The sequence below is a fragment of the Streptomyces sp. HUAS TT7 genome, from assembly GCF_051550175.1.
In the GTDB taxonomy this organism is placed as follows: Bacteria; Actinomycetota; Actinomycetes; order Streptomycetales; family Streptomycetaceae; genus Streptomyces.
In genome coordinates this window covers 72238-97430 of sequence record NZ_CP196176.1, presented here as the reverse complement: position 1 = coordinate 97430, position 25193 = coordinate 72238, and the positions used below count along the sequence as shown (strand labels likewise).

At 69.7% G+C, this 25193-nt stretch carries 14 protein-coding genes and 1 pseudogene; 5 read left to right on the top strand and 10 right to left on the bottom strand.

What is annotated here, in order from left to right:
* Window positions 1–427: 427 nt before the first annotated feature.
* Window positions 428–3742, bottom strand: a complete 3315-nt coding sequence (locus ACSHXC_RS40970; RefSeq protein ID WP_438297226.1) for an ALF repeat-containing protein — start codon at window positions 3740–3742, stop codon at window positions 428–430.
* 432 nt (window positions 3743–4174) lie between these two features.
* Between ACSHXC_RS40970 and ACSHXC_RS40965 the strand changes: the two genes are divergently transcribed.
* The gene (locus ACSHXC_RS40965) at window positions 4175–4645 is read left to right on the top strand and encodes a hypothetical protein (RefSeq protein WP_438297224.1); all 471 of its coding nucleotides are present in this window, start codon (window positions 4175–4177) and stop codon (window positions 4643–4645) included.
* A gap of 86 nt (window positions 4646–4731) precedes the next feature.
* Window positions 4732–6264 (top strand): trypsin-like serine protease, encoded by a 1533-nt coding sequence (locus tag ACSHXC_RS40960; protein ID WP_438297223.1) that lies wholly within the window; start codon window positions 4732–4734, stop codon window positions 6262–6264.
* Between the two features lie 200 nt (window positions 6265–6464).
* Here ACSHXC_RS40960 and ACSHXC_RS40955 read toward each other — a convergent pair whose 3' ends face one another.
* Window positions 6465–6596 carry a hypothetical protein gene (locus ACSHXC_RS40955; RefSeq protein ID WP_438297221.1) on the bottom strand — a complete coding sequence of 44 codons (132 nt, stop codon included), beginning with the start codon at window positions 6594–6596 and terminating at the stop codon, window positions 6465–6467.
* Window positions 6597–7050: 454 nt separating this feature from the next.
* Here ACSHXC_RS40955 and ACSHXC_RS40950 point away from each other — a divergent pair, with 454 nt between their 5' ends.
* Window positions 7051–7329, top strand: a complete 279-nt coding sequence (locus ACSHXC_RS40950; protein ID WP_438297219.1) for a hypothetical protein — start codon at window positions 7051–7053, stop codon at window positions 7327–7329.
* A 475-nt stretch (window positions 7330–7804) separates the two neighbouring features.
* Here the strand turns inward: ACSHXC_RS40950 and ACSHXC_RS40945 are convergent, their stop codons facing one another.
* Window positions 7805–8650 (bottom strand): methyltransferase domain-containing protein, encoded by an 846-nt coding sequence (locus ACSHXC_RS40945; protein WP_438297642.1) that lies wholly within the window; start codon window positions 8648–8650, stop codon window positions 7805–7807.
* Between the two features lie 640 nt (window positions 8651–9290).
* Here ACSHXC_RS40945 and ACSHXC_RS40940 point away from each other — a divergent pair.
* Window positions 9291–9500, top strand: a complete 210-nt coding sequence (locus tag ACSHXC_RS40940) for a hypothetical protein (RefSeq protein WP_438297218.1) — start codon at window positions 9291–9293, stop codon at window positions 9498–9500.
* A gap of 47 nt (window positions 9501–9547) precedes the next feature.
* On the opposite strand, the gene ACSHXC_RS40935 is transcribed toward ACSHXC_RS40940, so the two are convergent.
* A complete protein-coding gene (locus ACSHXC_RS40935) occupies window positions 9548–10201 on the bottom strand; it encodes an MBL fold metallo-hydrolase (RefSeq protein ID WP_438297640.1) in 654 nt (217 codons plus the stop codon).
* Window positions 10202–10277: 76 nt separating this feature from the next.
* Between ACSHXC_RS40935 and ACSHXC_RS40930 the strand changes: the two genes are divergently transcribed.
* Window positions 10278–10436 carry a hypothetical protein gene (locus tag ACSHXC_RS40930; protein WP_438297216.1) on the top strand — a complete coding sequence of 53 codons (159 nt, stop codon included), beginning with the start codon at window positions 10278–10280 and terminating at the stop codon, window positions 10434–10436.
* 878 nt (window positions 10437–11314) lie between these two features.
* On the opposite strand, the gene ACSHXC_RS40925 is transcribed toward ACSHXC_RS40930, so the two are convergent.
* The 6 genes and pseudogenes from ACSHXC_RS40925 to ACSHXC_RS40900 form a co-directional block, all read right to left on the bottom strand.
* A complete protein-coding gene (locus ACSHXC_RS40925; RefSeq protein ID WP_438297214.1) occupies window positions 11315–11944 on the bottom strand; it encodes a hypothetical protein in 630 nt (209 codons plus the stop codon).
* 1377 nt (window positions 11945–13321) lie between these two features.
* Window positions 13322–14069, bottom strand: a pseudogene (locus ACSHXC_RS40920) (transposase).
* A 331-nt stretch (window positions 14070–14400) separates the two neighbouring features.
* A complete protein-coding gene (locus tag ACSHXC_RS40915) occupies window positions 14401–15345 on the bottom strand; it encodes a helicase associated domain-containing protein (protein WP_438297213.1) in 945 nt (314 codons plus the stop codon).
* A 113-nt stretch (window positions 15346–15458) separates the two neighbouring features.
* Window positions 15459–16295 carry an SDR family NAD(P)-dependent oxidoreductase gene (locus tag ACSHXC_RS40910; RefSeq protein WP_438297211.1) on the bottom strand — a complete coding sequence of 279 codons (837 nt, stop codon included), beginning with the start codon at window positions 16293–16295 and terminating at the stop codon, window positions 15459–15461.
* 2 nt (window positions 16296–16297) lie between these two features.
* Window positions 16298–17704 carry a hypothetical protein gene (locus ACSHXC_RS40905; RefSeq protein ID WP_438297210.1) on the bottom strand — a complete coding sequence of 469 codons (1407 nt, stop codon included), beginning with the start codon at window positions 17702–17704 and terminating at the stop codon, window positions 16298–16300.
* On the bottom strand, window positions 17701–25098 hold the full coding sequence (locus tag ACSHXC_RS40900) for an SDR family NAD(P)-dependent oxidoreductase (RefSeq protein ID WP_438297638.1): 7398 nt from the start codon (window positions 25096–25098) through the stop codon (window positions 17701–17703). Before ACSHXC_RS40900 ends, ACSHXC_RS40905 begins: the two co-directional genes overlap by 4 nt.
* Between the last annotated feature and the right edge of the window lie 95 nt (window positions 25099–25193).

The following is a 25193-nucleotide window of genomic DNA, read 5'->3' as shown; positions in this document are numbered from 1 at the left end:
CGACCGTCGTCGTCTTTGATGCCGGGGCTGTTTCAACGACTGGCTGAAGGGAGTTGCTCGTGGAAGCCTATTGGTTCTGGCCGCCCCGAAGGGATGACCTGAACCAATAGGGAGAAAGCTGCGAGGCTTTAACTAGTCCCTTGTGTCTACCAGTTCCACTTGTTCGAGTTCTTCATGTATTTGTAGGACGCGATGGCCAGCGCGAGAGAGGCTACACCTATCCCTGCCGCCACCAGTCGCCCGCCGATTCCGAGACCGGATATTGGGCTTACGGAAGTTCCGAACCCTCCCAGTACCCCAATACAGGCGAGGAACAGTGACCGCCAGTCAAAGAGGATTGGACTGACCGCGTTTATGGCTCTTTTGGTGGCCCTTCCAGATTTGGTTGAGTTGAGCCAGGGGTTCATGGGTTTCATGGCGTTGGGTTTCAGATGATGGGGGGCTTGGGCCGCTGGTCGAGCGGACCGGGTTCGAGGTAGCGTACAGGCCCGCCGGCGGGGAGCAGATAGTCGACGATAGTGCAACCGAACGCGACGGGCGAGCCGAAGACCCTGGCTGCCATAGCTCCGCCCGGTCCTACGACGAGTCCTACTTTCTGGCCGCCGCTGATCGCGTACCCGAAACCCTTGCCTGTGATGTATGGGCCGATGAAGCCCTTGAAGGACTCCTTCGCTTCGTCGGTCCGCCCGATCAACGAGAGGGCCGCAGCGTCAAGTGCTCCTCGATAGCTGAAGAACCCGACGACGTTGCGTACGCCACTGGGTATTCCTGCGTCACTGTGTGAGGGGAATTGCGAGGAGTGGTCGTTCTTGGGGTCGTCCTGTGGCTTGTAGTTAATCTTGGCGTTCTCTTCCGCCTTCTTCCGGGCGGCTTCGGCCGCGGTGCGCTGTTCCTGGTTGCGCTTCTCGGTGGCGGAGGCAAGTGCCTGCTGAGCGGCACGGCTGGCTTCGGCCGCATCCTTGCCTGCATCCAGGGCGGCCTGGCGTGCCGTGGCCGCTGAGGCTGCGGCGGAGTCGGCGTAGTTGCTGGCCTGGGCTGCGGAGTTGGTGGCCTGGGCTGCCGAGTAGTTGGCTGCCCTGCTGGCTTTCTGCGCGGTTGCCGCGGCGTCCTTGGCGAGTTTCGCGGAGGCGGCTGCTTCGGCTGCCGACCTGTCGGCAGCCTGCGCGCTTTCCTTGGCCCGCAGAGCGTGGTCCTGGGCGTCCGCGGCGGACTTCTTGGCGGCGGCCTCGTACCGTTTGGCGTCCTCGGCCCGGCCGCGGGCAAAGGCCGCTGCCTCGGCTGCAGTGTTGGCGTTCTCGTATGCCTCGGCAGTGATGCGGGCCGCGATGCTGATCTGGGTGCTGATGGCGGCTTCGTGGGTGTAGGTGTCCTGGTCGGCCTGGGCGGCCTTGTACTGGATCCGGGTGACGAAGACGTTCCTCATCCAGTCCGGTCCAGCCATGGCGATGCGGGCGGCGGCCTTCACATACGGTCCGCCCTTTTCCAGGATGCGGAGGGTTTCCACCTTGTTGTCGTCGGCCAGGACGCGCGGGTACTCGGTGGTGAGAAAGGTGTGCAGGGCCTTGGCCGAGCCGTCGTTGAGTGCCTTCTTCCCTGCTTCCCGCACACCCTTGCCGGCGCCTTCCATGACGCGTAGAACCTGGATGCGGTATTCGTCTCGCTGGCCTTCGAACATGCCAGTGGTCAGGAACTCCTCGACCGCCCGGGGGCCGTCCGAGAGGGCCTTCTCGGCCGCGGCCGCGGTCTTGGCGGCGCCGATGGTGGCGAGGTGGACGACGGTTTCGCGGTTGTCCTCCTGCTCTGCCGCAAGGCGCCCGGAGCTGAGCCAGGCGAGCATGTCCGTGTTCGTACCGGACAAGGCGTTGCCCGCGGCTTTCTGGGTCCAGGGCCCGTCGCTGCCGAGCAGGTTGAGCGCGGCCCGGCGCGCCAGAGCCACCCCTGCTGTCTTGTCGCTCGCCGCCTTCTCTGTCGCGTCGGCCAGGAGCTTCTTCGTCTCCTCGCTCATCCGGGCACCCTGGGTCTGCGCGCGGTCCTTGGCCTGGCCGATTTCCTGGCCGAGGGCCGTGAGCTGTTTGGCGTCTGCGGTGGCGGCGGCTTCGTCCTGTTCGAGCCGGTACTGCTCGGCCTCTCGGGCGACCTTGCTGACGGTTGTGGCTTCGGTGGTGGCCTTGGCGGCGGCCTCGGCGGCCTTCAGCGCCGCCTCCGCGTGGGCGGTGGCCTTCTTGGCCTCCGCGTCGGCCTCGCCCGCATGGTCGGCCGCCTCGTCGGCGGCCTCGGCTGCCTGCTGGGCGTGGCCGGCCGAGGAGTTGGCGTATTGATGGGCTGCGCGCGCGGCGCTGGCGGCCTGGGCGGCCAGGTTTTGCGCACGACCCGCGGCCCGGGTGGCCTGGCCCGCTGCGGTACGAGCGGTCGCGGCTGCTTCACGAGCGCGCTTGGCCTCGCTCGCAGCAACCCCGGACTGCTCACTGGCGCTGGCGGACGCGTCGGCAGCCGCGGCGGCGTTCTGCCCCGCCCGTGCGGCTGCTGCGGCCGAATCCCCGGCAGCAGCACTCGCGTCCGCCGCGTGGCTCGCGGCTGCGGCGGCATCCTTGGCCCCGGCGGCTGCCTCCCGCGCTAGCTGGGCTGCTTTGCGGGCATCTGCGGCCTTGTTCCGGTCTCCGATCGCCGCGTTCGCCGCGTTGTAGGCCCGGGCCGCTGCTTGGCCCGCCGCTGCAGCCGCGTTCGCCGCGTTCGAGGCGGCCCTCGCCGCGGTCCGGGCTGCGGCAACCGCGGTGTTGGATGCGTCTACCGCGGCCCGTGCCGCTCCCGCTGCTCCTTCGGCGGCCTGTGCCGCTCGGCTCGCCGCCTCACCGGCCTTGTCTGCATCCCCCTCGGCCTCAGCGGTCTCCTTGGCTGCTTTCTCCGCTGCCTTCTTCGCCAGGTCGGCGGCCACATCAGCCCGGGACGCGGCCTCCTTGGCCTGCTCGGTCGCGGCCTTGGCCTCCTTACCAGCCTCCGTCGCGGCCTTGGCCAGCTGTGTTACGGTCATCAGCTCCTGGTCACGCGCCTGTGCCAGATACTGACCGTTCTCCAGGAAAGCGACAAGGTCCTGAGGCGTGCCGTTCATGGCGCGCTTCCCAGCTTCCCGCTGTGCGGGGCCTCCCGTTTCCATCAACTGCAGGACTCTGATTCGGTTGTCCTCGAAGGCGGCCTCAGACCAGCCGCTTTGCAAGAACGCGTCCAATGCCTCCGGACTGCCGTCGTTCAGCGCCTTCTTGCCTTCGCGGTTGACCCCCCGGCCACCCTCGCTCATCGCCCTCAAGACCGCGATCCTGCGGTCGTCCTGCAGAGGCTTCTCAAAGCCGGACTTCACGAAGTCCAGTACGTCCTGAGGGGAACCCGACAGAGCTTTCCGTGCAGCCTCGGACACCCCTTTCCCGGCTGTGGGCATCATCTTCAAGACGGTCACCCGCGCATCCTCCACCGAAGCGCGGCGAAGGCCTGTGGCGAAGAACTTCCGCAACTCTTCGTCACTGCCCAACAGGGCTTTGGCTGCTTCGCGTTTCACCCCCTTCCCGCCCGCCAGCCACTCATCCACCGCTTGCGCACGACTGCCCGCAGGCGGGGTATAGCCCGGCTCCGCCGGTGCGGCCTGTGCCGCCGTGGTGGAGAACACGACTGCCGACATGCCGAGCGCGACCAGTGGCGCGCGCTTACCTCGTATGCCAGACACGGCGTAGCGAGGCCGCTTGGACCATTTCATGATGGGGTGTCACCATCCTAAACGAGACGGTATGGAAAGGGAGTTCAGTCAGGACTGCCTGAGCGTCAACCTCGAAGACACCATCACGTCTAAGTCACAGGTAAATAAAGGACCAAAGGCCCGTGTGGCACCCGCTCCAGGGTGGGAGGTGACAGGCTGGATCCGCTTTGACCTGCATCTTTGATGCAGGGCCTTTGGTCCCGCAAGGCGCGGCTGAACTGCCGGTAACCGGGTACGGGTTGATGTTGATCACAGCGAGTTCACCGGTTGGACTCTAAATTCTCGTGCTACTTCTGGAGTGTTACGCCGCCTCGGCCTGGGCTCGGAGCCTGACGTCTCCTTGCCCGGTTGGCGGCGTTTTCCTGAACTCCCAATAAATCCAGAGAGGGTCTTTTTGTGATGCGTGCGCGATGGCGGTGGATGATTCCGGCCGTGGCGAGCGGCAGCCTGCTGGTCGCGGGGATAGCCGTCGCGGCAGACCCCGGCACCAACGGGTCCGCCAGTTCCGGCAAGACTGCCGATACGGCGATGCCCTCGACGGTGGAAACCTTCGACTACCCGGATGCAGCGAAGATCCTCAAGGAGAAGAACCTCAAACTCAAGCGCGGGGACGGGCACATCGTGCTGGCTGAATGCGGAAGCGCCCCGAACCTCATGCAGTTCATCGGCCGTGATCAAGACGACTTCTGCTTCCGAACCATCGGCGACAACGGCTACCTCAGCCTGGAAGTCCCGGCCGTCGCCGGTGTGCAGACCACCGACCATACGGCGCACATCAACATGACGGTCGACGACAAGACCAAGTCTTACGACATAGGCAAGAACGACTTCCGGGGCATCGGCGAGACCACCGACCCCGAGGGCCGCAACCACACCCTCGTCGAAATCCGCACCGCCAAGTAGCCCAGCCCCGCACGGTTCTACAGACCAGCGGCTGTGCCCTTGTTCCCTTATGCCGCTACTTTCACTCTCGCCCAAGGAGCCTTGATATGCCCTTCACTCCTGCCCGCACCGTCGGCGCCGCCGGGCTCATAACCGCGGCGCTCGCCGCCAGTCTGGTCACCGCGGCTCCGGCCGGTGCTGTCGTCGGTGAGAAGGCCACAGATGCCGCGTACGCGGCGATGGCCCAGCTGAAGATCGGCGACACTCAGCGGGCCTGCTCCGGAGTGCTGGTCGGGGCGCAGTGGGTGCTGACCGCGCAGAGCTGCTTCACCGACGGGACCGGTGAGGCCAAGCTCACGGCCGGGGCGCCGAAGCGGAAGACCACCGTCACCGTGGGAGGTTCCGACCTGGCGCAGAAGGGGGGCGCCACCCTGGCGGCGACCTGGCTCGTGCCGCGCCAGGACCGGGACGTGGTGTTGGTCAAACTCGCCCGCCGCGTCCAGGGCGTCACCCCCCTGCCTCTTGCCACCAGCGCTCCGAAGACAGGCGAGCAGATCAGTGCGCTCGGATTCGGACGGACCGCCGACAGCTGGGTCCCCGACAAGCTCCACCAGGCCACGTTCACCCTCAGCGCCGTCGACGCAACCAGCATGCAGCTCAACGGATCCACCAAGGCCACCCTGTGCCAGGGAGACGCCGGAGGCCCGGCCCTGCGCACCAAGAACGGCGGCTACGAGGTTGTCTCCGTCAACTCCCGCTCCTGGCAGGGTGGATGCCTGGGCACTGACCCGACGGAGACCCGCACCAGCGCCAGCAACACCCGTGTCGACGACATCGCCGACTGGACCCGGCAAGGGATCGGCGTACCGGGCGACCTCACAGGCAGCGGCCACCCCGACATGCTGGCCATCGACGATAAGGGGCAGCTGCGGCTATACCCCGGGCTCGGCAACGGCCAGCTCGGAGACATGAAGGTCATCGGCACCGGCGGCTGGAGCGGTGCATCCATCGCGCACCGCGGCGACTTCACCGGCAACGGGCACGAGGACGTCGTCGCCCGCGTCGGCACCACCTTGCGCGTCTACCCGAACCAGGGTGACGGCACCCTCGGCTCCCCGATCACCATCCGTACCGGCCTGCCCACCGACGCGCAGGTGGTGGCCACGGGCGACATGACCGGCGACCGGATCCCAGACCTCATGATCCGCCAGGGCGACCAGCTTTACTTCTACGCAGGCGACCCCGACCATCGGCCCTTCGTGAAGGACCCCGTACTGCTCGGCGGCGGCTGGTCCCCCTACACACTCTCCTCGCTCGGGGACGTCAACGGCGATGGCATCCCCGACCTGCTCGCCCGCAACACCAGCACCCAGCAACTGCTCTTCTACCCCGGCCACGCCGACGGGCGCCTCGGTGACCGCAGCGTCTTCGGCGCCGGCGGCTGGGGCACCTCCTGGCGGCCCCTGGTCACCGGCACAGCCGACGCCGCCGCTACCGGCAGCCCCAGCCTGTGGGCCACCACCCAGGACGGCAAGCTCCTGTACTACGCGGGCGGAAAGAATGCCGACGGTACCCCCAGCCACGGCACCGCGACCGTCATCGGCGGAGGAGGCTGGAGCACCATCCGCGCCATCAGCTGACCCGGGCTGACTCCCGCCCGCTCATGACAACCAGGCTTTCGGCCTCAGTAGAGGGAGTGTGCACGGCTGGGTCGGTCATCCCGTCCCGGGCTGTTGGGCGACGCTCAGCTTGAGTACGTACTCGGGGGTTGGCGGCGTTCGCCGTGGCCACGGCCGGAGTGCGTCCGTGTTGAGGTTCGTGTGCGACGACATCGTGCACATCAACCTGCCTTGCCCTGGCTGCCCTTGGCGGTTGTGCTGTTCGTCGTCGACGTCGTGTCGCTGGTCTTGGTTTGGGTGAGGTGGATACCGGTCCGGACTGGATGATCGACCGCATGGAGAGCCAGCAGCACGAGTTGCCCCTGGTGTGGGCGGCGTGGCTGTGGTGACGCTGGTGGGATGCGGGAGGAGCCTGTTCGTGATCGTTGTGGCGGAGACTCCGAGACGAGTGTGATGCCGTCCGTACTGCCTGCTGAGGCGCGCGGACAGCGTCCACACCATCCCGGGTGACGTGCGGCCGGGGAGAGTGGGGCCTTCTTGGTCTCCAAGGCCGCGTCCACGCAAGTGGTGTACGGCGCTGAGCAGGCAGCCCGGCCCCGCGCACGTCGGCCCGCGTGTCGGAGGTTAGGCGCCCAAGATCGGTACACCACGTCCATGGACGTGACCGGACCTGTGGAAGCCCCCGCTCAGGTCGTACTGGTGCACCTACTCCCGGGCATGGATCGATGTGAAGCACGTCTACGAGCTGAACGTCACCGAGGCGGAGAAGGCGGCGCTAGGCGACATGCTCGACACCTGCGACAGCTGATGCCCACCCCGGAGCCGGCGGTGTTCGACGACCAGGTCACCGTCGGCCCGGGCGGCGCCATGACCGACGACGCCGGCGTCATCACCGGCGACCTCACCCACCGCACCACCCGCCGGGCCAACCACCTGATCGACACCCAGACCCAGTACACCGGCGCAGACGAGCGGTACACCCTGACCGGCAGCCCCGTGCCTGTTCCCGACGGCAGGCCGGAAGACTTCCACGAGCGCGTCCTGGACGCCGTCGAACACGACGAGGAAGCCGTCGCCCTCACCTGACCGGACACCGCCAGCCGGGCGCAGCCGGCTCCCCGTGAGGGCGCACCGCGTCTCCAGGACCACGCAGAGGGCCTGACGGCCCGGCGTGACGCGGCGCCACCGGGTGCCGATCTCGCGACGGCGAACTGTGAGATGCCCAGCAAGGTGGCGCAGGTGGGCACTGGACAGATCGCTCGCCGATGGATAGGCAAGCACACGAAGCTCCTGGTCGACACGGGTGATCTTGGTCGTGAACCCGTCTACCAGGAGCTTCATACCTTCATACAGCCCACCAACCGCCAGGCCACGCCGTCAGGTTGGAAAGGGCTCACGGTCTTCCACGCGGATCACGGGGCGTCGAGAACTCCATGATCTTCGAAGCCCGTGCGCGGGCTGGCCCCAGCTCTGGTGACGCGCGGCGCGCACCTGCGCGAGCTGCCTGGCCTCCCCCGACGAACAGCGCTGTGGGCAGGTCGGACAACATCTGGATCCGCACCTAACCGAGTGCCGGAGGGTGCTCGGCTGGACGGCGTCCCCAGGCCGAGATCAGCGGCGCGAGTGTCAGGTCGAGTTTGCCCGCGTGGATGGCGGCCAGGTGCGCGTCGATCTCGGCGTCGTCGGCCAGGCCGGCCGTGAGCAGCTCGCCGCGCACGTGCCGGATGGTCGCCGCCTCCAGCCGGTCGCAGGCCGGCCCGCCGACCGGGAAAGAGCCCGCCGCGGCAACATCTACCAAGCCGGCCTCACGCAATGCCCGCGGCAGTGTCCGGCCGTAGCGCAGGTCCGCGCCGCGGCGCGCCAGCAGCTCCCGGACCGCGTCGCGCAGCCGGTTGGCCCGCCGCTGCGCAGGGCCGCTGTCGTCCAGGCATGCCAGTGGCTGCAGAGCGGTATCGGCGTCCTCGATCAGCAGCCAGCCGCCGGGCCGTAGCGCTGCCGCCATCGTGGCCAACGCGCGAGCCCGGTCGGGTACATGGACCAGTACGAGCCGGGCGTGCACCAGATCGAACGTCCCCGGCTCCGGGGGCGGATCAGCGGCGACGTCGTGCCGGCGCACCTCGTACCCGTCGCCTGCCTTCAGCCACGACGGGGCGATGTCCGTGGCCAGCACGTGCCCGGTCGGACCGACGGCCGCCGCGAGCGCCTCCGGGATACCGGGGCCACCGGCCCCCACTTCCCAGCAGCGCGAGCCGGCCTTGACCCCCAGTCGATCGAAGTGCCCGCGCGTCACACCGTCGAACAGCTCGGCCAGCCAAACGAATCGCTCGCCCGCCTCGGCGCGCGCGTTGTCCAGCAGGTACCCGCGGGCGGGAGCGGACTCTCCACCGAGCGCGATAGTCCCGCCCATCGGATCCGGTCGGCCACCGACGTGCGGCGGGCGGGGCGAGGAGGTCATGCCTACATGGTCAACCTTCCCAGGCCACCAGCGCCACGACGACGGGAGAGGGATAGCTCACACAGCCAGCGAACCCCGCAACGCCGGAGGGAGTACATGCATTCGCCCCCCACAGCCACGCCCGAGCCCCCACCTCCTTTTGCTTGGTCACCAGGCGCAGGGAGTCGGGTAGGGGCGGTCTCCATGGCGTGGCAGTTCGGGGGGCTTGGCGGCAACGCGTCCTGTGTTGGGTAAGAAGCACCGTTCCCATGACAGTCAGGCAACGGGTGGTGTACCAGCCCATGACAGTGACAACCCACCCCCAGGCCACCTCCACGTCAGTGATACCCAGGCCACCCATACACCACCAGCACAGACCCATCAGCCTGACGAGCCATCACCGACACCACCCCACTGACACCACACCGGCGCATCGCACCTGCCGCCCGGTCACGCCACTCGGCGGCATGGTCTCGACCTCAAATGGCCACACAAACCGCGCCCGGCCGTCCCCATCGCCATGGCGGTGCCGCCGCTCCTTCAAGAAGCGGTGGCCCGGAAGCCTTCCCCTCGCATGGCAGGCTCTCGGCCCATGAACCCCGGCAGATTTCGCGTGACCACCCAGTTCCGACCCGACGGCCCGCTCTCTGAGGGCTATTGGAGTGACCGGGAGGTGGCCGAGGACAAGTTCCTCGGCCAGGTCGGTATCTACGGCTCCGGCGAAACGGTGATCCGCCTGGCCGAAGAGACTGCCGACGGCCGGTATGAGGTCGTCAAATCCTGGTCGCAGCACACCGGCACGGTCACCGGAGACGTGGCGTAATCAGACCGGCGTCTGACCGGGGCATTCGGAGAGGGGTCGTTGATGCGTTACCAGCCACGTTCCCGCCACTGCGGCAGCGACGGGCGCTCCGCTCCCAGCGTGGTGTCCTTGCCGTGGCCCGGGTAGACCCAGGTCTCGTCGGGGAGTTCGGCGAAGATCTTCGTCTCGATGTCGTGGAGGAGGGAGGCGAAACGCGCCGGGTCCTTCTCCGTGTTGCCGATGCCGCCGGGGATGAGGCTGTCTCCGGTGAACAGGTGCGGATGCTCCTGCGGGTCGCGGTAGAGCAGCGCGGTGGAGCCCGGCGAGTGCCCCACCAAATGGATCGCGGTGAGGGACACGGCCCCCACCCGCACCGTGTCGCCGTCGTTCACCAGGACGTCCGCGACCGGGATGCCGGGGGCGTCGTCGCGTCCGACCAGGGAGCGGGCGCCGGTCGCGGCGACCACGTCGGCCAGCGCCCGGTGGTGGTCCCAGTGCTGGTGCGTGGTGAACACCCCGGTCAGGCCGCCGTCACCGATGAGGTCGAGCAGGGTCCGCGGCTCGGCGGCCGCGTCGATCAAGAGCTGTTCTCCGGTCCTGCGGCAGCGGAGCAGATAGACGTTGTTGTCGATCTCACCGACCGACATCTTCGTGATCACCAGGTCGGTCGTCTGCCGTGTGTCCCCGGGACCGCCTGCCTGGACATCACCGCTGTAACTCATCATGGCTCGCGCCTTCCTTCGGGACCGGATTCCCGTGTGTCCCTGACCAGTTGATGATCGTCCCACCCAAGGGCTTGTGAGATCGGTCAAGGTGGCACTGTTCATCGCAGCGATGACGGTGGTGGTCAGTGGATGCGGCGGGTTCGAGGGACCGTCGACACCGCCTCCCGCCACGCCCAAGACGGCATCGCCCAACGGCGGGAACCTCGCCTACGAGCGCTCGCGCAAGGCCTGAGGGGGGATACCGAGTGGAACATCAAGCAGGCTTTCTTCTCCGAAGGGCTGAGCCCCTCTGGTGCTGACTCCTGGGCGCCAGGACAGTGCACTCTCAAGCTGAGTGCGACCTATACCCAGGACCACCAGTCCAAGGTTTCCCGCTCCCTCGCAAACCTGGTCAAGGACGGCTGGACTCCTGTCCCCAACGCACCCGCGGACACGCAATTCGCCAAGGGGGACCTGCGCCTGTCCGTCAGCCCTGAACACGACGCCTCCGAACCCGGAAGCCCTGTCCAGGCCAACGTGCCGCTCCAGTACGTCGTCCTCGACATCACCAGCCTCTCCTGCGCCGCAGCTTCCGCTGGCCCTTCTCGCTGAGCTGCACCGAAGGTCCTCGCAGGCCCCTCCGCTTCAGCTGGCCGAGACCGCACCCCCGGCGAGGCGGACACCCCGCAACTCCCGTGCCGATCCACCCGCGTTCACCATAGGACCAGCGCTCGGCAGTGAGGCGTAGGCGGGGGACCCAGTGAACGTGCTCGGCGCGGCGGTCTTCGGAGTCGGTCCGTTCTGGGTGTCCGGGCTGGCCGTGAGACGGTCGCTACGACTTCGACCTCGGAACCCGTGACGTGGCGCGGTCTCTCAGCGCCAGGACGCCCAGGACGCCACGGCACCTGAGTGCAGGGCGCATGTGTGTCCCTGCGCAGCTGCCGGTGCTGCTGGCCGTACCGCGCCGGGTGAGCGCTCAACGGCGCTCACCCGGCGGCTCCGCGGCCCGTTCGCACGTACGCGGAGCCGCCCTGCCCTGCGCCGTCTGCCCCGAATGGGCTGCCCGCGTGGAGGATCGCCCCGGTGGGCGAGCTGCGCCAGGGGGTGTCGGCCTGAGGGAGGTCTCCGCTGTCAGACTGCTGCCGGCGTAGCGGCTTCCTCGTTCCCGGTCACGGTGTCATCGGATTCCGCCGACGCATTCGCGCCCGTGGTGTCAGGGCGGCTGTAGAAGACCGAGCGGCGCTGGCGGGTGCGCTGTGCCGCCCCCTTGGCCACCAGGTTCTCCAGGGTGTTACGGACCACGGTGGCGGCGATGTTCCGCCCGGGATGGGCGGCAACCAACGCGGTGGTGATCTCCGCGGCCGAGGCCGGCTGGCCGGACCCGGCGAGATGTTCTGCCACCAGGTCGCGCAGCGTGGGGCCGCTCCCGCGTCCACCAGTGGGCTTCCCCACCATCGGCTTCGTCTGCCGCTCCTTCGGCCCCGTCGCGGGGGTCGTCTCTGCCGAAGTACGCGCTCGCGGAACCCGCCTGGCACGCGCCGTCTCACTGGTCTTCTTGCGCGTTTTAGCAGCCGGGACAGTGGCGGAGCCGATGGTCTGCTGCATCGCGGTCAGCAGCGCATGGTTGTCCTCCAACTCCTTCAGCTTGCCTTGGAGAACGTCGAGTTCGGCGGCGATGCGTTCGCGTTCCGCAGCATTGCTCTCCAGGTCCTTCTGGACCTGGACCGCGTACTGCGACTGGAGTGTGGAGCTGTCCGGCACGGTGAAACTCCTCAGGGAGTGTGCGCATGGGATTCCTGCCGGATGCTACGCGTATTCACCCCGCACACACACCGGCGGCGATCACCCGCATACACCGTCATGCCCTGTCCCCCACCGGAGTCGCTCACCCCGACTCCTGCCCCCGGGCAAGCCCCATGGCACGGCTCAAAGCCGGGCGGGAGTCAGGGGCTCCCTCGTGCGTGCTTGGGGAGCCAGCGCCGTCGGGGGCCAGGAAACCGCAAGTGGGTGCCTCTGCACAACGAGGAAGCTCCTGGCAGACGGGTTCTCGACCTGAGTCACCCGCAGTGCCAGGATCTTCCGTACTGGTCTCCCTGTCATCCATAGAACTATCCAGCCGCACCCTGCGGTACCTCGCCGGTCAACCCGTCGTCCGGCGCCGGGCGATCGGCACCCGATGGCAGCGGTCACGGCCGGACGCCAGGCCCTGCTCATCCTGGCCCACCTACGGGGTCCAACTTGCCTCCGGGTTCGGCATCGGGATCGCAACCGTCCACCGCCACATCCGCGAGGCCGAGTCACCGGTCTGCGCCTACGTCTTGAGCCTTCGCGCTGTGCCGGGTTGACGCCGTGAGCTGCCGGTACCCGATCACTACCCGAACCAAGACGGCCGATATGGCGGCACCGGCCACAGCGAGGCCGCCTCGTTCCCACCACGTCACCCCAGAGCCTTGGGCAGTGAACGCCCCGATCAGCATGAAAGGCCCCAAGAGGAGCAGCAGGAACATCCGCCAGTTCGTCCACTCGGACCAGGACTGTCGTTGATGACCGTCAAGGCCCACGGGAAAGATCCAGGCGGCGAGCCGCATGGAGCAGGACGGCGGGGCATCGTGTTGTCGGGCACCAGGCATGGAATCAAGTATCCCAGACGACGCAAATCGGAATACGGGACTCGGGTGCGGTGGCCGGCACGGGGGCAGGCTCCACGGTGGGGCCGACGACGCCCGATCCGCTGTGGTCGCAGCAACGCGCGCGGTCAACAAGAACGCTCAGGCGCAGAGCCGTGGACACGCAGCAAGCCGTCGCTCGTGCCGCTGTCGCCTATGTCAGGGGGCGGCAGGGGGCGGCGCGTTGAGGAAGAGTGGTCAGTCACGGTCGCCGGTCGGCGGCCACGGGTAGGGCATGGTGTAGACCGTCGGCCAGGGCCGGGGACCGTAGCGGAGATGCGGCAGGTGCCCGTTGACCGCGCGGGCCGCGTCAGCGAGTTCCGGAAGCTCCGTAACTGTGATCCCTACAGCGCCCAGCTCTTCTCTGAACTAGTGCCGTGACCGCGTTGGTTCGGCGGGTCGTGGTCGGGTACCGGGTATCGGGTTCTGTCCGGGGGGGGGAGGCTTCACCCTTGACCGTGGACACCGGTTGTCATGCAGCGGTGGCCATCACCGTAGTTGATCGCTGTTCGTAAGTGTTCGGGCTGATCTGGCCGAGGCCGGAGTGCCTTCTTCTGGTGTTGTAGCGGGTCGCCCACCGGAAGACCGAGAGCCGTGCCTCACGCGCCCCGTTCCACCGTTTCCGCCCCTGGAGCGTCTCGCGTTTCATGGTCGCGTTCAGCGATTCCGCGGCGGCGTTGTCCGCGCTCGTGCCCACCGCGCCGCGCGATCTGATCACGCCGAGCTCCGAGCAGACCTGGGCGAACTCCTTCGAGCCGTATTGGGCGAGTTCAACCAGTCGTTGCAACATCGGGCTGTTGCAGCGAGCGTAGCCCGCGCGTCCTCGCCGGCCAGGTGCCGGTAGAAGCCGGAGCGCGAGACCTGCAGCATCCGGCACAGCCGCTTGACGCCGAAGGCGTCCCGGTTGTCGGCGACGAACTGGAAGCGGCTGCTCACCAGCTGGTCTCGGCCGCGAAATACTTCGCGGCCCTCCGCAGGATCTCCCGCTCGAGCTCGAGTTCCTTCACCCGCGCCCGCAGTTGCCGGTTCTCCTTCTCCATCGCGGTGGCCTCCACCGCCCGGGGCCGGGCGGCCTGTTCGGCGTCCCGCACCCACGTGCGCAGTGTCTCGTGGTTGATGCCCACGTCCTTGGCCACCGAGGCGTACGTCCCACCCGGGCTGGCGTGGTACAGCGCGACGGCATCGGCCTTGAACTCAGGCGAGTACTTCGACGTCCCCAACGGGAACTCCTGTCCTATGGATCTTCACGATCCAATGATCAGGGTGTCCACGATCAAGGGGTAGCGCCCTGCTGCCCAGCCACCCAAAGTGCGCACACACGAAGAACGAAAACAGGACAGGCGAGTGGCGCATAGTCGCGGAGTCTGAGGGTTTCCGGATATGTGTCCGAGGTGGTGCTCGGTTGGGTGTTTGTCAGCAGCGGGCCGGCGGTGCCGGTGCCCGGCAGCATCAGGGTCCCGGAGCCATGCCGTTCCCCGGGACTCCTGTGCAGTTCCACTTCCTTGACCTGCCGGTTCGACGACGGGCTGCGGCCGTGGTCACTCTGGCGGCCTACGCCCAGTCGATGCCGAGTGCGGCGAGTTGGGCGAGCTGCTGTTCGTTGAGCTTGTCGCGGCGGCTCTTGTGGTTCGACACCCACACCCCGAGCCGTGCCTCATGTTCGTGGCCGTCGACGGTGATCCGTTCGGTGTGCTGCCGCGGAATGACGGTCCGCTGTTCACGCTCGACGTACTGCGCAAGCGCCGCAAGTCCCCGCGTGAATGCCTCCGCCCCCCGCACCGACCCAGCCTTCGCCCCGCCAACCGGCGGGGCCTTGCGGGCCTGTACGGCCGGTTGCACGCCCAGTGTGGCGAGTCGCTTCTGCTGCTCGGTGTTGAGCTGGCCGTAGTCGCGCCGTTGGCGGGTGAGCCAGCGTCCGATGTCGTCCCCGCGCCAGGTCACCCCGGGCACGATGCCCGTCAGCAGCGCCCCGTCCTTCAACAGGGCTGCCAGGCCGACGTAGTGACGCTGCCAGTCGACTGTCCACCCCAACGACGCGGGGTTCCAGTCTGGGTCGACCGCTGCGAGCTCCTCGGCCCGCTGCTTCGCCCGTTTCGGGTCCTTGCCCAGTCCGCCGGGGCGGCGGATGTTGGTGAGCCACTGCCCGACCGGCTTGTCGAGTGCGGTGGCGTGCCGGGGCGCGGCCAGGGTGCCGGCCTCAGCGAAGTTCGTGCGCGCGGCTGCGAGGTTCTCGGCGAACTGGGCGTCGGCGGTGTCCCAGACGATGCCGAGCGCGTCGAGGTCGTCGGCCCGCTTGCTGGGCATCTGTCCGGCCCGCCAGGTCCGCCGCTGGTCGGAGAGCCACCGTCCCAAGGGGTAGGCGCCTTCGAGGTGTTCGTAGGGCACCTCCAGATCACCTGTCCGTTCCCGGTAGCGGGAGGCGGCGTCGTAGCCGCGCAGCCAGTCCTGGCGTTCGGTGTTGATGACCCGGTACGTGATCCGTTTCGCGGCCGTCACCGGGTCTCGAGGGGCTGCGAATCGGAGCAGCAGTCGGTGTTCCTGTTCGCCGTCGGAGGGTTTCTCTGTCCTGCGCGAGGTCGTGGTGCCCGCCAACTCCAGGGGTCTGCGTGTCAGGGGTGGTCGTGGGGGTGTCTGTCGTGTCGGTGGTGTCGGGGTTGAGTGGTCCAGAGTGTGCTCGGGTTGGTGAAGTCCCAGGTGAATGGCCGGATGAGGGGGTGTGGCAGGTGGTGCAGAGCCCAGCCGGCGCATTGGTAGCGGCGGCTGGGGATGCTGACGTATCGGCCGCGGGCGAGGTCGCGCAGGGCGGTGGTGACCACGTGTGCGGGGCTCAGCCAGGCCCAGGAGGGAAGGTTGGGGGTGGCGAGCTGGTTGCGGTCGAAGAAGTCGGTGGTGGTGAAGCCGGGGAGGAGTGCCATCATGCGGACGCCGCTGGCGGTGACTTCCTGGGAGCGGGCGATGGCCTGGGTGAAGGCGAGTACCCATGCCTTGCTGGCGGGGTAGGTGGTGGCCAGGCCGCCGATGCCCAGGGCGGTGAAGGAGGAGACATTTACCACGTGGCCCAACCGGCGTTCGATCATGCGGGGCAGAGCGGTGTGGGTCAGACGCATGACGGCGCGGATGTTGAGGTCGAGCAGAGCGGCTTCGGCGGATACGTCGTTGGCGTGGAAGGGGCGGCTCAGTACGGTCCCGGCGTTGTTGACGAGGAAGTCGACGGGTTTTCCGGTGGAGATCCGGCGTTCCACGGTGGTGCAGCCGTCGGTGGTGGCGAGGTCGGCGGGGATGGTCTCGACGTGCACACCCGCCGAGGTGTGAAGGCTGTGGGCGAGGTCGGTCAGGGCGCTGTGGGTGCGGGCGACGGCGACGAGGTCGTAGCCGCGCTGGGCCAGTTGTTCCGCGAAGGCCCGGCCGATGCCGGAGGTCGCGCCGGTGATCAGTGCGGTGGGCATGGTCACACCGGCTGTTCGATGTGATCGGTACGGAAGGCGACGGACGTGGCGAAGACGTCGAGCAGTCCGCTCAGTGGTTCGGCGGGCAGGCCGGGTTTCCACAGTTCCACGGCCATCTCGCCGTGGTAGAGCATCGGCCAGCGCACGTAGCGCCTCGGGTCGTCGGGGTGGTGGACGGCATGCGAGCGCCGCACGGTGTCGGCGGCGACCTGGGCGGTCAGGTCGCTGCCGCAGCCGAAGCCGTAGGGAAAGAGGTCCCGGTTGGGCGCCACGGTCTCGATGTGCGCGTCGTCGGCCCGTTCCACGCCCACGTGGGCATGGATTCCGGCCCGGATGAGCGGGACTTCGCGCTCACCGTCCGGGTGCGGCGCCCAGACGCCGGACGGGGTGCGGGTGACACGGACCTTGGGGGCGGCGTGGAGGAAGGCGCGTACTTCCCAGGCTTCCACGGACGGTCCGAGCGGGTGGCGGCCTTCCGGCGCGAGGACGCGCAGGGGGCTGTCCGGCGGGTCGAGCGCGACGATGGTGACGTCGTCGGGGCCGAGGCTGCGCTTGTCGACGTCCCAGCTGCCGGAGGCGCTGACCACCAGGGCGTCGAGGTCGGGGTCGATGAGGAAGAGCATGCCCTCGCTCATGCGTTTCCAGCCCATGTACTGCTCGTACAGGCGGGCCAGTTCGGCTGACACGTAGCGGCCGATGGCGGTGGGGGGTGGCAGCAGTCCCAGCTCGCCCATCGTGCGGCCGGCGCGTGCCAGCTGGGCGGGGGCGGGGCTGGCGTCCCATGTGCGTGCCGGTACGGCGTCGGGCACGATCTGGTAGGCGTCGCAGATGTCGCGGGCGCAGGCGGCGGCTACCAGGCGGTCGCGCATGCGGTCCGCGGCCTGTGGCGCCGTCTCGGTGGGGTGTCCGCCTTCCATGGTGCAGAAGGTGACTTCCGTGATCTGGCCGGGGCGGTCGCCTCGGCTGACGAAGAGGATCTTGGGTGCGGCGGTGCGGGCCATGGCGGTGCGGGCGGTCTCCACCACCTGCGCGTGCGGCAGCGGGCTCAGTCGTTCGGGGATCTCGGCGAGGATCACGACCTGGCGGGAGCCCACCCGCAGGCCGTGTTCCCGGCAGGCCGCGACGGCCAGGGGCGGCATCCGTTCGGGCAGTCGGTCGCGCAGGGGCGCCGGGCCGTCGGGGATGCGGGCGGCGACCAGGAGGAGGTCGACGTCGCCGTGCGAGTGCTGCATGACGGTGTGTCCCTGCTCCTCGAAGGCCGTGAGGAGCTGTCGGCCGAAGGCGGCCAGGGTGGGGCCGGCCTCTTCGTCCAGGCCCACGGCCTGGACGAGGAGGGGCCGCCACCAGGGCAGGGCGGACAGATCGTGCAGTGGCGCCGAGGCCGCGGGGCTGAGGCTGGTGTCGGTCACTTCTCTCTCCGGATCAGCGGTAGAACGCGGCAGGCGAGGTCGTCGAGACAACGCCACGAGGTGAGTTCGAGGACGGAGATGTCGCAGCCGAGCCGCTTGCGGACCAGCGCGACCAACTCGACGACCATGAGGGAGTCCATGCCCAGGCGGTCCAGTCGGCAGGTGCGGTCGACGCGCTCGACGGAGGTCTGCAGGACTGTTGCGGTCAGCTCGGCCAGGATCTCGGCGACCGTCTCGGTGGCGTCCTCGGGCGCCAGCGCCTCCAGCCGTGCCCGTACGTCCTGCGGGCTCTCGGCGCCGCTCTGGGGGCCCATGTCGTCAACGCCGTGGAGCAGCCGGGTGTTGAGGGCCGGGAAGAGCTGGCTGAGGCGGTGCCAGTCGAAGCGCCCGACGAGGGCCGTCTCCGCCTCGCTGCCGGTGAGTTCCCGCAGGGCGGACCACGCCTCGTGCGGTTCGAGTCCTTCCAGGCCGCTGCGTGCGAGGGTGTCGATCAGGCCGGCCCGCTGCGCGTAGCCCGTGCCGCGGATGGCGCCCCACTCCACGGCCAGTGCCGGGAGCCCGGCCCGGCGCCGCTGGCGCACCAGAGCCTCACCGAAGGCGTTGGCGGCGCCGTACGGGCCCTGGTGGCGGTTGCCGATCGTGGCGCTGACGGAGGAGCAGACTACGAAGAAATCCACGCCCTGGGTGCGGGTGGCACGGTCCAGGACGAGGGTGCCGGCCACCTTCGGATGCAGGACCGCGGTGAAGCGCTCGGGCGTGAGTTCGCTGAGCGGGGCATCGTCGAGGTGCATGGCCGCGTGGATGACGCCCTTCACTCGGTGGCCGCCGTCCGCCGCGTCGGCCAGGATGCGGGCGACGGCGTCGGGATCGGCGATGTCGGCCGCGTGGACGCGCACGTCAACTCCCTGTGCCTCAAGCCGCTCCAGCAGGGCGCCTGCATCGGGAGTGTTGGCACCGCGGCGGCCCACGAGGACCAGGTGACGGGCGCCCTCCTCGGCCAGATACGCCGCGAAGGCAGCACCCAGCCCCGACAGGCCGCCCGTGACCAGATAACTGGCGTCGGGATCCAGGCGCAGGCCGTCGGCGGGGTGTTCCACGAGCGGGGCCTGGGCGAGATCGATGACGACCTTTCCGATGTGCTGGGAGTGCAGCAGGCTCTGGAACGCCTCCGAGATCCGGTCGGCCGCATAGACCTGGTGCGGCAGCGGCCGGTAGCGCCGGCCAGTGACACGCCGGGTCAGCTCGGCGAACTGCGCGCGGGCCGTCTCGGGCGCCTGTACCGCCAGGCCGGCGACGTCCACGCCGAAGTAGGCGATGTTGTGGCGGAACGGGCCGAGCAGCAGGGGAGTGTTGGCGTACAGGTCACGTTTGCCGAGTTCGACGAAGCGGCCGCCGGGGCGCAGGCACTCCAGACCCCGGGAAATGGCCTCCCCCGCCAGGGAGTTGAGGACGACGTCCACGCCGCGGCCCGCAGTGGCGGTGCGCACGTCCTCCGCGAAGGAGAGGCCGCGGGAGTCGAAGACGTGGTGAACCCCCAGAGCGCGCAGCAGTTCCCGCTTGGCCGGGGTGCCGGCGGTGGCGATGACGTCGGCGCCCCGGGCGCGGGCGTACTGGACGGCGGCCAGGCCGATGCCGCCCGCGCCGCCGTGGACGAGCACGGATTCCCCGGGGCGCAGGCGGGCCGACTCCTCCAGCGCGTACTGCACCGTGAGGAACACGGCGGGCACGGTGGCCGCCTCGCTGAAGCGCATGCCGTCGGGCATGCGTCCGCTCTGGTCGGCCCGCACCACCACGTGGGAGGCCAGACAGCCGTAGCCGGAGGCGTAGACCCGGTCGCCGGGAGCGAAGGCGGTGACGCCGGGCCCGGCCGCCGACACGATGCCGGCGCACTCCAGGCCGAGGCGGGGGCCGCCCTCGGCGGGCGCGTTCTCGTCCGGCACCAGTGCGGTGGCGACCATGACGTCCCGGTAGTTGAGGGCGGCGGCCTTCACCTCGATCAGGAGCTCTCCGGGCCCCGGCTCCCGCACCGGCTCGGGGATCCATCCGAGCTGGTGCCGGAGGCCGGGGTTGCTAAGGCGCAGCCGGAAGCGGTCGCCCGGGGCCGGACGCCGGGACAGTGGGGCGCGGGAGACCAGACGAGGCCGGAAACGACCGTCCGGGGTCAGGACGGTCTCCGGGGCGTCGTCCGGAGCGAGCAGGTCGCCGACCAGACGCTCGGTATCACGCCCTAGGTTACCGGCGGACTCCAGCGAGACGCAGCGAACGCGTACCGCCGGATACTCGGTGGCCAGGACCCGGCCCAGCCCCCACATCGGCGCGTCCGCCGGGCTGAGCGGAACCTCCGGAGCGGGAAAGAGGCCGGTGGGCGGAGTGACGAGACACAATTGCCCGCGAACGGGAGCCAGTTGCTCGGCCAGGTCCCTCAGCGCGCCGGCACGGCAGGTGGTCAGCTCCTCGATGCGGTCGGCTGCGGTCGCATCGCCCGCGTTCAGGATCACCACCACGCCCGGCGGGGCATCGGGGCCGGCCGCAGCAGGCGCAGGGAGCGCGACGGCGTCTCCCAGGCCGGTCAGCGCAGCAGCCAGCCGCGCGGCCACCCCCTCGGCGAGATCCCGCGCGGCGGGTTCGGCGACGACCGCCCAGCACCCCGCGACCTGGGGCGGCGGGGCGAGCGCCGGCAGAGCCGCTCTGGCGGCTAGGCGGGCCAGGAACACGGTGGTGTCCTGGCGGGGGACATCGGGTGCGACGCCTGTGTGCTGCACATCGTCGAAGCCGGCGTCGCTCAGGCACCGCGTCCATGCCGCGCGCGACAGCAGGGGCGGCCCGCCGCGCCGGTTGTCCGCGCAGTGCCAGTACTCATCGAGTAGCCCGAACAACGAACTGACCGGATCGGCCTCCAGGCTTTCCAGGCCGAGGAGCAGCCCGCCCTCGGCGAGCAGACCGGCGACCCGGCCGGCGGCACGGTGCACGTCGGCAGCGAGGTGCAGTGCGTTGGCGGCGAGGACCAGATCGAAGCCGGCGCCGACGAAGCCCTGGTCCGCCAGATCCCGGTCGAGGTCGAGGGTGCGGTACTCGATGACATCGTGGTCACGGAAGCGGCTCTGGGCGCGGGCGAAGAACGCGGCGCTGACATCGGTGAAGGTGTAACGCGTGCGGTCGGCGGGCAGCTCCGGCAGAACGGCGGCGGTCAGAGCGCCCGTGCCGGCGCCGATTTCGAGCACCCGCAACGGCCGGCCCGCGGGCCAGTGACGGACGATCTCGCGGACCAGGCCGCGCGCGTACAGGTTGTGGAGCCTCCAGTGCGGCGCGTCGCTGTACAGCTGGGACATCAGGTGCCGGTCGGCGTCGGCGAAGAGCATCGCGCGCGGGTCGGCCGCACCGCGCAGGATGCCGGCCAGGTACCGGCGGCACCGGTTGAACACCGCGCTCACGGCCACCCACTCCGGCAGCTCCCGCAGTTGGGCGCGGACCTGTGGTTCCGGGTCGGGCCGGGTCTCGGTGAATCGCCAGCCGGCGGGGCCGGCACCGGTTGTCGCGCGCGGGGCGAGCAGGCCGCTGTCACAGGCGGACCGGGCCAGCAGCTGCGCCAGCGGACCGTACTGCGGGCGCACCCCGGCGGCTTCGAGGTCGCCGATGGCGAACTCCGGTGCATCGGGGAGGAGTTCACGGAAGGCAAGCCCGGCATAGTGGCCCAGCACACGCCAGTTCAGTTCCGCGAACCTCGGGTAGCGGTCGTCCGTGGCCGCGGTGAGCCGGCGGCGTTCCTCGCGGGTGGCCGCCAGCAGCTGCGCGGGGGCGGGCAGCGCAGGACATGGCCCGGGCCCGCCCGGCACGGGCAGAGCGCGCAGGGCGACCTCATGGAGGGCGGGGGGCCTGGTGCCCTCGTGGTCGAAGCGGCGTAGCCTGCATCCGGTCAGCTCCAGGCTCACCCGGCCGTCCGGGTCCAGCACCTGCAGGTCCCACACCGCCTCCCGCTCGCCGACCGCCACGGTTCTGGCGTGGACGTAGCCGCTGGCGGCGGGCTTGCGCCACAGACGGGCTCCTTCGATACCCACGGGCAGGAACAGCCGCACGTCACCGGGCCCGGCGAGCAGCCGACAACCGGTCTGCAGGGCCCCGTCCACCAGGGCGGGATGGGCGAGGTAGCCGGTGGTGTCCGCCTGGAGCTGATAGGCGGACAGGACCTCGCCGTCCCCGGCACGCAGATCGGTCAGCACGTGGAAGGCGGGACCGTATCGCACCCCGGCCCGGGACAGCGCCGCGTAGTGGTCGGCCACGGAATCCGGCACCAGCCGGGCCGTGAGCGCGACCAGGTCGACCCGGTCCGGCGCGGCCCGGTGCAGCCGCCGCACCCGCCCCCGGGCGTGCTGCTGCCAGGCGCCCGTCCCGCCGCTGCGGCTGGCGACGCCGACCATTCCCGTCTGCGGTTCCAGGGAGGTCTGCAGCAGCACCTCGTCGGTGCTGTCCTCCCCGGGCAGGACGCAGGCCGTCGTGATCGACAGGTCCGTCACTTCCAGCGTGTCCGTGTCGAGGGCCTCACGGCCCGCCTCGAACGCGGCCTCCAGATAGGCAGTGCCCGGCAGCACACGGACGGTGCCCACATGGTGGTCGTCCAGCCACGGTGCACGCGCCGACGACAAGGGGCCGTGCCAGACCGGGGCGGCCACCGCAGCCCGCTGCCCGAGCAGCGGCCGGTCCACCGTCCCGTCGCTGGTGACCCTGCCCCACCAGTTCGGTGCTCCGTTCCAGTGCCGTTCACGCTGCCACGGATAGGCGGGCAATGCCACGACGCGCCCCGGGCGCGGGAAGAGAGTGTGGGCGTCGTACCGTGCACCCGCGGCCGCGGCGTGTGCCACGGCAGAACGGACGGCACCCGGGCCGTCGCCACGCCGGGTGCAGGTGCGGATCACAGCCACAGTGCGGTCGCGCCGCCGCAGCGCGAGGCGCTGGAGGTAGGGGCTGAGGACCGCGTGTGGTCCCACGTCGACCAGCACGTCGGCTCCCAGCTGAAGCAGGGCGTCCACCGCAGCGCCGAACAGCACGGGGCGGCGCACGTTGTGCCACCAGTACGTCGCGTCGAGCCGCTGGTCGGCTGCCAGCGGGGTGCCGGTGACCGTGGAGACGAACGGCAGGGCCGGTCGCCGGGAGCGCAGTTGGGCCAGGGATGCGCGCAGCGGCTCCTCGACCGTGTCCATGGCGCTGCTGTGAAAGGCGTGATCGAGACCGAGCGGGTGGAAGAAGACACCGCGGGCGGTGAGTTCCTCGCCCAGCGCGGCCAGTGCCGCGGTGTCCCCGGCGACGGTGGTGTCCGTGGCACTGTTGATCCCCGCGAGTTCCAGCCGGTTTCCGTACGGGGTCAGCGCTTTGAGGATGTCCTGCTCGGACAGCCCGACCGCCGCCATGCCTCCCTGGCCCGCGGTGAGTGCCTGAGCCCGGCTGCGGCAGGCGACGACCAGCGCGGCCGAGTCCAGGTCGAGTGCCCCGGCGGTGTACGCGGCGGCGATCTCCCCGACGCTGTGCCCGGTGACCGCGGCCGGGCGGATACCGCGGGCCGCGAGCAGTTCCACCAGCCCGACCTGGAAGGCGAACAGCAGTGGCTGAGCCACCTCGGTGGCGCGGATCCGGGAGCTCTCCGCCTGCGCACACATCTCCTGGACGACCGACCAGCCCAGGTGACGGCCGAGTGCCGCGTCCACCTCCTCGACCGCCTCACGGAACACTGGTTCGACGGCAAGCAGGTCTGCCCCCATGCCCGCCCACTGCGAGCCGTTGCCGGCGAACGCAAAGGCCACGATGCCGTCCTCGACCGCCGACGCCGATGCCAGACCAGGCGCCGGACGCTCGCCGCGGGCCGCGCCACCCAGCGCCCGCGCCGCCTCGCCGGCGGCGGAGGCGAGGACCACGGTGCGGTGCTCATGCAGAGTGCGGCGCCGCGCAGAGGTGAAGGCAAGATCGTAGAACTCCCCCTCGCCGCACGCCTCGAGCCGCGCGGCCATGCGCCCGCACGCCTCCCCGAGCGCCTCCGGGGACCGAGCGGACACCACGACCGGCAGCGGGCCGCCGGCCGGGGCCCGGTGCCCCTGGTCCTGCTCCGGGGCAGGGCCGACGACCACGTGCGCGTTGGCCCCGCCGAACCCGAAGGAGTTCACCCCGACCACGGACTTCGGCCGCACCTCCACGGATTCGGCGCCGGTCACGGGGCGGAGCCCGAGACCGTCGAAGTCGATCCCGGGGTTCAACGGTTGGGCGTGCAAGGTGGCCGGCACGATCCTCTCGCGCAGGGTCACGACCGCCTTGAGCAGGCCCGCAACGCCTGAACCGGCCTCCATGTGGCCGATGTTGGACTTCACCGAACCGATCGGCAGCGGGCCGGCCGTCCGACGCCGTGCCAGGGCCGCACCGATCGCGGCGCACTCGATGGGATCGCCCACCGGCGTCCCGGTCCCGTGCGCCTCCAGATAGACGAGCCGGTCCACCGCGATCCCGGCGTCGCCGTACACGTCCCGCAACAGGGCACTCTGGGCCTCGCCGTTGGGCAGGGCGAGGCCCGCCGTGCGGCCGTCGTTGTTCGTGCCGCTGGCTACGATCACCGCGTGGACCCGGTCGCCGTCGGCCAGCGCCGCCGACAGCGGCTTGAGCAGCAGCAGCCCGCCGCCCTCAGCCCGTACATAGCCGTCGGCGTCGGCGGAGAACGCCCGGCAGCGTCCAGACGGCGACAGCATGGAAGCGCCGGAGAAACCGCTGTAGACATATGGGTCGATCAGAATGTTGATGCCGCCGACCAGAGCCGTCGCCGACCGCCGGGCGCGCAGGTGTTCGCACGCCTGGTGGACTGCGGTCAGTGCCGAGGAACAGGCCGTGTCGACCATGACGCTCTGGCCGTGCCAGTCCAGCAGGTGCGAGATCCGGTTCGCGGTGTTGCCGCCGGCCATGCCCGAGACGGTGTAGGCGTTCCCGCTTTCGGGCCGTGCTGCCTGAAGCGTCCCGTAGTCCTTGCTGGAACACCCGATGAACACGGCGCCGTCAGTGCCGGCGAGTTGCCGGGCATCCATGCCGCCGTCGTCCAGGGCCTCGACCGCCAGCTCCAGCAGCAGCCGCTGCTGCGGGTCCATGCGAGACGCCTCCCGCGGCGAGATCCACGAAAAGTACCCGCAGTCGAACCCCGAGATGTCCTCCAGGAACCCGCCCGCCGCGGTGTACGTCCGTCCGGAGCGCCGCCGCCCGCCGTCCAGGAACGACGCGGCGTCAAAACGCTCGGGCGGCACATTGGTGACGGCATCCCCACCGAAGAGCAGGAGCGACGCCAGGTCATCGAGCGACTGGACACCCCCCGGCAGCCGGCATGCCACGCCCACAACGGCGATCCGCGAATCAGAGGGAGGGCTCTGGTCCATCTGCACGCGAAGCTCCCTGCGTTGAACCACCTGCACAGGGCCGCGGGACGTCCAGAAGGATTTCCCCTACAGGCCGCAAAGAGGGTATTGGCCAG